Origin of the sequence: Zhongshania antarctica, from assembly GCF_014202945.1 — a bacterium.
Taxonomy (GTDB): Bacteria; Pseudomonadota; Gammaproteobacteria; order Pseudomonadales; family Spongiibacteraceae; genus Spongiibacter; species Spongiibacter antarcticus.
Genome location: NZ_JACHHW010000015.1, coordinates 37780 through 49140 on the forward strand (window position 1 = coordinate 37780; position 11361 = coordinate 49140).

The following is an 11361-nucleotide window of genomic DNA, read 5'->3' on the forward strand; positions in this document are numbered from 1 at the left end:
CAAGGACTACATATCAAAGTACTGCCTAATTTACCGCCTGGCAATGTGATATACCGCTCATACTCAGCCGCAAAACGCCGGAACACAGATTCATGGCACGCCGATTGCTCCCGCATGGAATTGAAATCAACCGGAGAATTTTTACTATGTTAGTTAATCGAAAAATCTCGCAGTCGGCTTTGGGCATTGTACTTTCGGCAACGCTACTAACCGCCTGCGGGGGAAGTTCTAATCATACAAAAGCAAGCGCAACCCCAGGCGGGGAAACTCCAAAAAACTTTGAGTTACTGGAAGCGACTGTCGCCGATATTCATGCAGCATTTAAAGGTGAACAGGTAGCTGAGTCTGGACAACCCCTTAGCTGCGTGGCTCTAGCAGAACAATACTTAGCTCGTATCGAAACCCTCGATAACACCACAGAGACAGGCTTACCCATCAGCAGCATAGTTAGTATAAATCCAGCCTGGCGGGAGCAAGCTAAAGCGCTAGACACAGCATTCGCTAGTAATGGTTTGGTCGGCCCGCTGCATTGCGTGCCGGTATTATTAAAGGATCTGTACGATACCTTTGACTTCCCGACAACTGCATCATCGCGGGCATTGGCAGGCTCCCAGCCGCCAGATGATGCCTTTACGGTGGCTCGCCTGCGAGAGGCTGGCGCACTTATTTTAGGTAAAGCGGGCATGAGTGAATATGCCTTTTGGACACAAAGCCTTAACAGCGTATCCCTGCGAATCGGCACCCCCTATGACACCAGCAGAGATGCCGGCGGCTCCAGCGGTGGCAGCGCTGCGGCGATTGCCGCTAATTTTGGTTTATTGGGTACTGGCTCAGATACCTGCGCCTCAATCCGGCTACCGCCATCCAATAACGCCCTAGTAGGCGTACGCTCTACTGTTGGTCTTGTTTCACAAGATGGCCTTGTACCCCTCTCTCACACCATGGACGTAGGCGGCCCAATTACTCGCACCGTTCGGGACGCAGCGTTGATGCTAAATATCATGGCGGGTGTGGACCCGGCGGACCCGCGCACCCATGCGGCCGACCGTTATCAACCGTCTAGCTACCTAGATTATCTCGATAAAAATGCCCTAAAGGGTAAACGAATCGGCGTGCTACGTAGCTATGGCGGTACTGACGCCTTTGGCAATAACACTGATGTAAACGCCGCCATGGAACAAGCCTTGATTGATCTCGCAGCCGCAGGCGCAGAAATAATCGACCCTATTACCCTCCCGGATTTCAACGACATTTCTAATTCACTTATTGTTCAGGAATTCGCCGACCACATGGATGAGTACCTAGCAAGTTTTGATGCTCCTCGCACTGATACAGTCGACATATTTACCAGTGGTTTGGTACACCCCTTCATTGAAGCGATTATCGGTGTCAGTATTGCCGCGCGCGACACAAGCTCATCACGCTACATTGCTCAACTGGACGAACGCAAAGCCCTACGCGACTACGTTGAAGCCGAGATGGACGCACTCGGCCTAGATGCTTTAGTCTACCCGCCAGCCCAACAACCTGCGCGACCTACTGGGCTCGTGCAAACTAACAATTGCGGCTTTGGCAGCACAACCGCCATGCCCTCTATTGTTGTGCCCGCTGGATTCTCCTCTGATCAACCAGCACTCCCTATCGGCATCGAATTTTTTGGTCGCAGCTGGGATGAAGCAACGTTATTTGGCATTGCCTATGCGTATGAACAATCCACCCAACACCGACGCCGGCCAATATTGCCTGGCGATCCTGCACCGTAAGATAACAAGGGACGCGACCTACTAAATATTAAACTTCAGCGGCTTTTCGGCGCGTTATTAGCCCCTTAAGAAAATCATTATAAATTAGCGCAGTAGGAGGACCTACTCCGCTAATTCTACGTTAACGGCAAATCACCTTAGCCTAGCCGTAATGGCTATATCACGTTGAACTCAGAAAGAAACCTATAGCGAGCCAACCTAGCTGAGGCTTAAACCGGCTATTCACTAACAACCGGTATCGCGCTGATTGGCACAACCGGAAATACCACACTAGATGGATGCTCTGCATCACTATAGATAGTTAGCACACCGGCCAATTGGTCTAGTAAGTCTAATACCGGTGGTATCCCACGCGGGAAGTCGCTGGCACCAACTGAGATACGTAATGCATGACCCTCTTTGATTACTGCACTTGTAGAAAATATCTCTACATTTATCGCTACGATTTGGTTAAACCCAGGGGTTTGGCGACTCTCCTTCGTATACAGATGCCAAGGCTGAATCATTTGCCCACCTAAATAGCGTGAACGCTCTGGATCTAGCGCTCGGGCGGAGGCGGTGAGCAGGCCGCTAGTGAGCTGTTTCGAAACGCCATTCGGAGCCACATCTGTCACACGCACAACTACACCCGCATCTAAAGCAGTAGTTGCAATCCACAAGTCCGCTTGAATTGGACCATTGATAAAATAGTCCTGATCCATTGGCGCACTGGTGTAGGTAGATTCTAGAACTTCCGCAATACGGTTATCCTCATAACAGGGCAAAGGAACAACACCGAGAATACCCGCCGACCATTGCGCTGCGCTATCCGAGCAAACACCGCCGACAGGTTGCTGAAGAATTATATTGGAACTTTCACCTGTACCAGCTGCAGTCAGCGTTAGGCTACCGTCACCACGCAGGTGCCAGCGTTCCGCCCGCGCCTGTGGATGAGGCCAGTCTTCCATCACCGCATAGCGTTCCTCGCCGTAGAGATATTGTGTGACCTTGGGCATAGCCTCCGCACCATTGTCCACGTCTTTGAGGTAATGATCGAACCAAGCTAAGGCAATGTTATCCATGCTAGGCAAACCGTCAGCGGGCAAGCCGGCACCTCCAGAGCCTTGCAGATGATCCCAAGGACCGATCAACAGCTTTGCATTGGTATTGTTCTTTAATCCTTCGTAGGTCATCGGTTCGCTGCGCTGGAATATATCGCGCAGGCCGCCGACAACAAAGGTCGGAATGGTCACTTCATCGATGTGCGTAAGTGGCGAACGTACAGACCAGAACTCGGTATTGTAGGCCTTATCATCAAAACCGGTCAGACCTCCCACCAACGTCGGGGTTTGGAAAGCAGTAACGGCGTTGATCGCATGTTCGGTGAGTAGCTGCACGAACAGAGCAGGGTCTTGGATATTTTCCCTAGCAGGGATTAGCGACAGGCCCGTCACCAGATACAGCCAAGCCGGCACAAAGGCGCCGTTGATTTGCCCACCCGCAAAGGTAATATCGCGATATACATCACCAGGTGGCACGATAGCGAACAAGGCTTTATGGGCAGGGTGATTATGGCGAGCGGTAAGTAACTGGGTAATAGCCATAAAAGATGGCCCCCAGGTCCCGACATTGCCATTTGACCACGACTGAGTCGCAACCCATTCCATGACTTCGGCGTAATCTTCCTGCTCAATCGGACCCCAGGCCTCCCATACTCCTTCGGAATTTCCTGTGCCACGGACATCGACATTCACATGCGCATACCCGCGCTGGATAAAGTGGGCATTGGGTGCAGCTATTGCGCCGAGACTGCTGTTGTATCCAGTTTGAGTCAATATAACCGGTAGCGGCCGCGCTACCGGATTACCCTCCGCATCTGTGGGCAACGAAACATGCGCAGCTAAACGTATACCGTCGCGTAGAGTAATATATTCAATCGGGAGCGTAGTGAAACTGCTATATTCCTGCTCACGCTCATAGGGTTGCCAGCGACTTTGTGCTGACGATTGCTCGCCGGGCGATACCGCGATGCCTGTGCGGCCACTATTTGAATTACCACCGCAGGCACTCATCAGGAATAGCAGCAAGCTAAGCAGGCCAACTTTGATACGAAGCGAGGGGTTTAAGTGAGTCATTATCATTATTCTCCAGCAACTGGCGCTAGGCCACGGATCAGTATCTTGAGTATATCGTTGAAATAAGCATCGCCTTGATCCTGACTTTGTGCGGGATCAAGTTGCCAAGCCTGCTGGAACAGCGTTCGATACCTAAACCACGACGCGATGAGGGAATAGGCTAATAAATGTGCATGACGGGCATCTACGTCTTCACGCAGAGCACCGGCTTGTTGCGTTTGGCTAAAAGCCGCACCTGCGCCCTGTAACAGTCGGGACATTTCCGGAGGGATGCCGACACTATTGTCGACGGCAATCCAATCGGCGATTTGAGTGTAATCAGGGTGAGTTTGAAAGAAGCGAAAAGTGCGCCGAAGAAACAATTCGATGCCAGGCATATCCAGCGTCGAGTTTTGGTTAATGAACTCACTGCCCTCAGCCAGACTTGCGTAGTAATCTATAACCGCTTGCCAAAGCTGCTGCTTTCCACCGAAATAATGCACCACTAAACCCTTGGTGCAGTTTGCTTCCTTGGCTATAGCATCCAGTGATGTCCCGCTAAACCCCTGTTCAGAAAACACCCTCCGTGCGGCCCCGAGAATTCGATTATAAGAATCCTCCCGCACTTTCTGTCGGCTGGTTTTCTTGGCTGCTTGTGTGCTCGTAGTGTTTGCCGAAGAAGACATAAATTAACTTCGCTGCCCAATTGGTCAACGAAAAATACACCAGCACCCAATTAATTACAAGTAGCCCCAGCTTGGCGACAATAAGGATGAGCGGTCGTCATAGCGCCCCGCTATACCAACAGAAAATCGCCAGAGACCATCCCTTACTTATCTTCTATTTGATCCACTCCGAGCGCCAGCGTCGGGCTTACAATGCCTAGATTACAGAGGAAAGTAATCCCGCGACGCGAAGGTAATCAACAGCAACCTATCAACGCGCTACAGCGATGAACTAGTCCTTATTCTCGGTACCAGCCACTAATCGAATTACGTAAAAACAGAACAATCTTGACCAATGTATTGCTTCACCAACATCGAAGCTGGGCGCATCGCGATGCTGATGGAGTACACACCCTAGGTATAGATCACCGCTATCAATCGCGACTCACGTTTTTTTGCACAAGACTCAATTTTCAGGGTCACCTACGTCCGCAGAATCTGCCGCAAAAATTGCTGTACCGCGCGCCAGCGATTCACGATCAATGCCAAAAAGATCAGTAGGCAACCCACTAATTGTATTGCGGACATACTTTCTTTAAACCACATGGCTGCGATCAACGCTGTCCACACTGGTTCAAGCACCATAATAACCACGCCATTGCTATAGGGAGAAAGGCTCTGAGCATAAGTTTGGATATAGAAACGCATCGCCGTGCCAATGGTGGCGGAAAGCATCACCCACAACCACACCATAGGCGCTGAAACCAATTCCCCAACCTCCCAGCTTTCCGTCAGCGCGGAAAAAATTCCCGTAACAAGACCAACAACCGTCAGTACCAATGTCGTCAGTAGCAGCACAGGTACTTGCGGCGTATCCAGTGTTAGCCCATCCCGGCCTGTTTGCGAAATTGGGTTTGCCGCGCGGGCATTGAGATTAAAATAGACCGCAAAGAGGCTTGCGGCTGCCAGTAAAAGCAATTGTGCGGTCTCTAATTTAAGCTCTTGATTAAGCGACAATAATGCAAGACCACAACAGGCTATTGGCAATGCTAGCCAGGTGCTTTGTGGAACGGCCTCTTTAAAGACTAGTCGCGCAATAACGGGGACGAGCACAACGGCCAAGCTGACTAGGAAAGCTGCCTCGCCAACATGGTTCGATGCAGCGAGTCCTAGGACCCATAAACTCATGGCGAAGCCGAACACAACACCAACTTTAACGCAGCGCCAAAGGACGGCCGAACTAAGTACACGTAATTGGCTCCGCGCCACCAGCCCCAGCAATACTGCGGCAATAAAGAAACGTAGCGACATGAACAATAGCGGCGGCATAATGGCCACGGCTTCTTTGGAAAAAATCCAGCTTATCGCCGCAAGCAAGGTAACCACAACGAAAAGCACGTCTGCAGACATTGTGCCTTTAAAATCGGCGCGCATACGTTTCATAATCTACTGTTTAGCCCCTAAAATATGACGTCTTTACAGCGCAATCTTGCTGGGCAATAAATTGCCCTTGGCGCGCCAGCCACTTACCTCAATACACAACACTGTTTTCACTAAACTTTTCGACTTTTCAGTGAAGGTTAAAAGCTGCTAGCTAAGTATTTATGAATCCCGCGTACACACGGTGAATCTACAGTATTGATGACATCTTGATGTGATGGCGCCAATTAAGACGCCATTTTTTTGATTATTTAATACCCGTCTCATCGCCTAAATTAACATTACACTCGGAACAGACCCTGGATGCATTTCTAGCGACGCTAGTTCAATACTCACGATTTTAATTTGCGCAGTAAACTTTCTATTTCTTCGGCTTTCCAATAGAAGGCGAGCGGAATAGACACCGCCACCATCACTAAACCGCAGGCTAAGAGTGCATTTAACATCGGCATATATCTCCTCTGTTTAGGGCTAGTGCCAAAAACCCCACAATCCAAGCTCATCATAGCGCTAAGTCCATCTACCCGAAAGACTAACGCCCGAACGCTACTTCAACTCACTGGAGTTTTTGCCCAAAATCTGCCGCGCAATAATCAATTGCTGTATTTGCTGGGTGCCTTCGTAAATATCGATAATTTTCGAATCCCGCGCAAACTTCTCCAGCAACTCGGTTTGGCTATAACCCAACTGCCCGCAAATCTCGACGCATTTTAAGCTTACTTCGTTGCCCATACGGCCCGCTTTGGCCTTCGACATAGAGGCGTTCATTGAGTTTGGCTGCCGATTATCGGCCATCCACGCGGCTTTCAATACCAGTAGGCGGGCAGACTCCCAGTCGGCCTCTAGGCCATAGAGATCATTTTCAATGGCAGAGAGCTGATGGTAGTTCTTGCTGTAGTCCAGCGTTAGGCCCTGTTCTTTCAGTAAGTCTAGCGTTAAATCTAAAGCGGCACGGGCCAAACCAACCGCCTGCGCGGCAACAATGGGCCGCGTGTTATCAAAGGTTTGCATTACGCCGCCAAAGGCCTTTTTGCGCGCTTCAGCGGTCTTTGCTATTTCAGGGTTGCCAAGCAAATTGGCTTTGGGCACCCGGCAATTTTCAAACACGATCTGCGCCGTGTCGGATGCGCGAATCCCGAGCTTATGCTCTACCCGCGTTACCGTCATGCCCGGCGTCCCCTTGGGCACAAAGAAGGACTTAATCGCAGCCTTGCCCATCGTGGTATCAAGTGATGCCCACACCACAACTTGGCGGCAGCGGTAGCCGTCAGTTACAAATATTTTCTCACCGTTAAGCACCCACTCGTCACCGTCTAAAGTCGCAGTGGTTTTAATATTGGCGGAATCCGAACCACAACCTGGCTCGGTGATCGCCATGGCGGCAAACAGCTCGCCCCACTCCGCTTTTTGTTCATCGCTGGCAACAGCTTCAACAGCCGCATTACCAAGACCGATGGTGGGCATGGCCAGAAACAAACCCACATCACCCCAACACATTGCTTCGGTGGCGACCGTCATCCGCATATTATTGCCGTTGCGATTGCCCTCTGGTTTGCTGGCGCCCTCCTTCTTGCTGGACGATGACCTGCCTGCTTTTAACAGTGCACCCAGCTCCACCAATTCCTCGGGCAGCTCTTTTTGCTCCAAAGAGTCGTACTTACGGGAAATCGGCCGCAAACCGCCCTCTGAAAATTGGCGCATCAGTCCGCTTAAATCTTGTAAATCTTTAGGGAGTTCTAAATTAATCACGCGGTATTCCTTTTTATAATTAGGCAGGTCATGAACTCAATAAGTCCGACTCAAGCGACCACTAAACCAGTGAGAATGGCGAGCGCGCGTAAATTCCGATACCACAATTCAACGGGGTGCTCACGCGTAAAACCATGCCCGCCCAATAACTGCACGCCATCGGTACCTATTTTCATACCCACCTTGACCGCTTGTCGGTGTGCAAGATACGCCATTCGACTGCAATCCAAGCCCTGCACGGCTTGCGACGCCGCGCGATACACCATCAAGCGCAAACCCTCTAGCTCCGTGGCCATGTCAGCGACCATAAAAGCAACTGACTGGCGATGTGAGATCGGCTCACCGAAAGCAACGCGCTCGTTGACGTAGTCTTTCACGTAGTCTAATACCGACTGGCAGGTGCCCACCGCCAGCGCTGCCGTTGCGATGCGGCTTAGCGACAGAAATTGTTCAAGATTAAAATCATCCGTTAACACGGCGTCAGCGGGTAGGGCGACATCGCTAAAGTTCGCGGCATACAATGGCAACGGCCGCAGCCCCATATATTGCTCACGCGCAAAACTGCAGCCCGCCAGCGACGGCGCCAATAAAAACCCGCGGGTTCCCAAAGACTCACCGGCAGTGCTCACCGCCTTCGCAAAAACCAGCAGAAGCTTGGCCTCAGGTCCAAAGGGCAGCAGACTCTTTTTACCGGACAAGTGCCAAGTCCCATCTGACTGCTGCTGCGCAGTCGCGCTTAGATTTGCCGGATCACAGCTAAGCCCCGGCTCCAGTAACGCGATCGCCGCCGGTGCAAACTGATCAAGTAACAAGGTATCCGCCACACGAGCTTGCTGAGCGCTACTGCCCCATTTCATCACGGTGTTGATCACCGCTAGTGGGGCGAGAACCGCCAGCGCCATCGACATATCACCCTGGGCAAGATCTTCTATCGTCAGGGTATTGGATATCGGCTGGTGGCCGGCGCCCACACCGCCAAGCGCCTCCGGCACGGGCATAAAATTTAAACCCAGCTCTACCGTTTTTTGTAGAAAATCATCGGGCAAGCTCGCCGCCTCATCTGCCGCGCGCGCTTTGGGTGCCATTTCCTCTGCTGCGAAGCGACGCATTACTTCGCGCGTCATAAACTCTTCTTCAGTGGGCGTTAAATCAAACATCGGTGCAGATTCGCTCATTACTTAACCTCGGCGGCGCCCCTTTATACGGGGCTATTATTGTTAAAACACTGCGCCTGCGATGGCACTAGCGCAGGTATTGGGTACTCAGCTGCTTCATGATCTGGTGAAATTCGGTCATCGTCTCACTCAAAATGGCTTGTGCAGTTTTAACGCTGTCGATGCGGCCTGCCACCTGACCAGACAATGGAATAGCCGCCTCCATATCACCACCAAAATACAATTCATTCACGCCAGCAAAGTGCTCCATGGCATTGAATTTACCCAGCGGTAAAAGTTGCTCGGTACGCTGGGTTCTAAGCGCACGCAAAGCCGGACGCGATGCTTGATTAAGAAAAACCGTGTCGGTTTCTTTGGCACTAACAACCGCATTTTTCCAATTGTCGTGAACCGGCGACTCCGCGCACGCCAACATCCGCGTACCCATTTGCACGCCCTCAGCACCCATGGCAAAAGCACCGGCCATCGACGCGCCATCAGATATGCCACCTGCGGCGATAATCGGCACATCTACTCGGCTGCGAATCAGCGGCAGCAATACCATTGTTGATACCGGACTGGGATTTTTAAAACCGCCACCCTCGCCGCCTTCAACTACCAGGCCATCCACCCCCGCATCGATGGCTTTAAGCGCCATATCGAGTGTTGGCACCACGTGAAAGACAGTAATACCCGCCTCTTGAAATGCCTTGGTACACACATTTGGGCTGCCCGACGACGTGGTCACAAACTTAATGCCCTGCTCGATCACAAAATCGACAATATTCGTGCCCTTCACATAAGACAACGCGACATTCATACCAAAGGGCTTGCTGGTGAGTTCCCGCATTTTGGCCACTTCAATTTTTATATTGTCGAGTTCACCCGACGAGGTCTCGATGATGCCCAACCCGCCCGCGTTACTCACCGCGGCGGCCAACTGTGCCCGCGCGATCCAGCCCATTGGGGCCTGAATAATCGGGTATTCGGTGCCGGTCATTTCGGTAACACGGTTTTTTATCGCCAACTCACTCATACAAAAACTCCAAATTAGTAAATCTAGGCGCACTCAGCCCCCAGTAAACAAAGCATCACAATCTGTGCCGTTCAGTACGCGGTCAAGCCCCGCCCAACCACCGCCGCAAAGCGACTTATATTCTTCGTTAATCCAAGCTAAGCGCACGCTTGTCACCTTAGGCCCCGACCTTATCGAGATAAGCGTAAGGCACCCCATGTCACAGCATAGTGGCTATGACGATATCGCCTTAGGGCAATCAATTTTTGGGGATTAGGCGAGGCGCCACCAGCAATCAGACCCAATAGTTTCACTAAAGACACCGTCACCACTGATTGCAACGACTGTTTCGGGCGCGTTTACTGATCAAGCTCAGCACGAGCCTCTACCTTATTCGATTGCGCTTTTCATACCAAAAGCTAGAGCAAGCCTAGCCAATCAAAATTGTATTGTCACTACTAATGACAAATTATATTTCACGCAGAGCGAGTACACACCCCAAAGCGCTAGAACGCGACCTAGGCGAGCGCCGGAACTAGCCCGGATCAATTGTGCAAGGAAGGCTTTGATCGAAACCTCCCCGTTTCAGTAGCCGCGGGCTCACTCTCACAGATTGGGTGGCACCAACTCATTGATTATTAATGCGGCAGGTATATGATCAAGCGAAAGGGAATTCAAAATTGATAGAGGGAACTTGCCTTGTTAACACCGCCAACTAATTCCTCGGCCTCAACAAAACCCATTGCAAAGTATGGCTTATTCCATTTTCGTCGGAAATTCCTTTCTGTGATAGGAGGCCTCGGCCCCCAAAATCAAGCTATTAGCCACGGTGGAGATCAATATGCTTACCAAGCTAGAAATGGAATTCGCGCAAATAAAGTATCGCTGGCAAATGCACGATAAATTGTTTGAAGATAATGACACAGTTGATCTTCTTAATCGTTGTGGTGGCAAAGTATTCGCGTTACTTCAGTCGTTGCTGGTCTATGATACCTTAGCGGCCCTTTGTCGGCTTACTGATCCGAAAAAATCGTCGGGTCAAGAAAACAACAGTATTTATAACCAATTTGAAAAACAGAAAGTAACTCTATCAGTAAAAGAGATTCAAGAAATTGATTCTCTTTTGCTGTCACTGGAAGACAAAATTAAAAATATAAGGAATTTACGAAACAAAGCAATTTCACACAATGACTTAAAAGTAGCTAAAAATGTGGTTCAGCTTCCAGCCGTAACTTATGGTGAAATTGATGAAGTAATAAATCTCGTGTGTATGGCTTTAAACAAAGTATTTAAAACTAGTGGTGACTACGAGTCAGTTGAAGAATTTGGGCCTGGGGTAAACAAGTTGCTTAGGCTATTAAAAGTCGCAGAGGCTAGCGAAAATGTGTAATCGGGTAGCCGAGGGTCTCTAACCCTCAGCCCCCACAACACCCTGCATGCGGATCCGCACAGGGCGTTTCACTAAGAATGGTGAAGCTTGAT

8 protein-coding genes are annotated in these 11361 nt (G+C 50.5%); 2 read left to right on the forward strand and 6 right to left on the reverse strand.

What is annotated here, in order from left to right:
- Nucleotides 1-146 precede the first annotated feature (146 nt).
- On the forward strand, nt 147-1763 hold the full coding sequence (locus HNQ57_RS17120) for an amidase family protein (RefSeq protein WP_184465063.1): 1617 nt from the start codon (nt 147-149) through the stop codon (nt 1761-1763).
- 218 nt (nt 1764-1981) lie between these two features.
- Here the strand turns inward: HNQ57_RS17120 and HNQ57_RS17125 are convergent, their stop codons facing one another.
- From HNQ57_RS17125 to HNQ57_RS17150, 6 genes are all read right to left on the reverse strand, one after another.
- Nucleotides 1982-3877 carry a CocE/NonD family hydrolase gene (locus HNQ57_RS17125; RefSeq protein WP_184465065.1) on the reverse strand — a complete coding sequence of 632 codons (1896 nt, stop codon included), beginning with the start codon at nt 3875-3877 and terminating at the stop codon, nt 1982-1984.
- 5 nt (nt 3878-3882) lie between these two features.
- Nucleotides 3883-4542: a TetR/AcrR family transcriptional regulator gene (locus tag HNQ57_RS17130; protein WP_184465067.1), complete on the reverse strand. Its 660-nt coding sequence runs from the start codon at nt 4540-4542 to the stop codon at nt 3883-3885.
- A gap of 462 nt (nt 4543-5004) precedes the next feature.
- On the reverse strand, nt 5005-5964 hold the full coding sequence (locus HNQ57_RS17135; RefSeq protein ID WP_184465069.1) for a DMT family transporter: 960 nt from the start codon (nt 5962-5964) through the stop codon (nt 5005-5007).
- Between the two features lie 543 nt (nt 5965-6507).
- Complete coding sequence (locus HNQ57_RS17140) at nt 6508-7710, reverse strand: acyl-CoA dehydrogenase family protein (RefSeq protein WP_226968190.1); 1203 nt, start codon at nt 7708-7710, stop codon at nt 6508-6510.
- 50 nt (nt 7711-7760) lie between these two features.
- Nucleotides 7761-8885 carry an acyl-CoA dehydrogenase family protein gene (locus HNQ57_RS17145; protein WP_184465072.1) on the reverse strand — a complete coding sequence of 375 codons (1125 nt, stop codon included), beginning with the start codon at nt 8883-8885 and terminating at the stop codon, nt 7761-7763.
- Nucleotides 8886-8952: 67 nt separating this feature from the next.
- Entirely contained in the window at nt 8953-9900 is a 948-nt protein-coding gene (locus HNQ57_RS17150) for an NAD(P)H-dependent flavin oxidoreductase (RefSeq protein WP_184465074.1), read from the reverse strand.
- An 820-nt stretch (nt 9901-10720) separates the two neighbouring features.
- Here HNQ57_RS17150 and HNQ57_RS17155 point away from each other — a divergent pair.
- The gene (locus HNQ57_RS17155) at nt 10721-11269 is read left to right on the forward strand and encodes an AbiU2 domain-containing protein (RefSeq protein WP_184465076.1); all 549 of its coding nucleotides are present in this window, start codon (nt 10721-10723) and stop codon (nt 11267-11269) included.
- Nucleotides 11270-11361: the final 92 nt, after the last annotated feature.

Excerpts from the sequence above, each read along its gene's own strand:
- HNQ57_RS17120 (WP_184465063.1), top strand. The coding sequence starts at position 147 with ATGTTAGTTAATCGAAAAATCTCGCAGTCGGCTTTGGGCATTGTACTT.
- HNQ57_RS17125 (WP_184465065.1), bottom strand. The coding sequence starts at position 3,877 with ATGACTCACTTAAACCCCTCGCTTCGTATCAAAGTTGGCCTGCTTAGC.
- HNQ57_RS17130 (WP_184465067.1), bottom strand. The coding sequence starts at position 4,542 with ATGTCTTCTTCGGCAAACACTACGAGCACACAAGCAGCCAAGAAAACC.
- HNQ57_RS17135 (WP_184465069.1), bottom strand. The coding sequence starts at position 5,964 with ATGAAACGTATGCGCGCCGATTTTAAAGGCACAATGTCTGCAGACGTG.
- HNQ57_RS17145 (WP_184465072.1), bottom strand. The coding sequence starts at position 8,885 with ATGAGCGAATCTGCACCGATGTTTGATTTAACGCCCACTGAAGAAGAG.
- HNQ57_RS17150 (WP_184465074.1), bottom strand. The coding sequence starts at position 9,900 with ATGAGTGAGTTGGCGATAAAAAACCGTGTTACCGAAATGACCGGCACC.
- HNQ57_RS17155 (WP_184465076.1), top strand. The coding sequence starts at position 10,721 with ATGCTTACCAAGCTAGAAATGGAATTCGCGCAAATAAAGTATCGCTGG.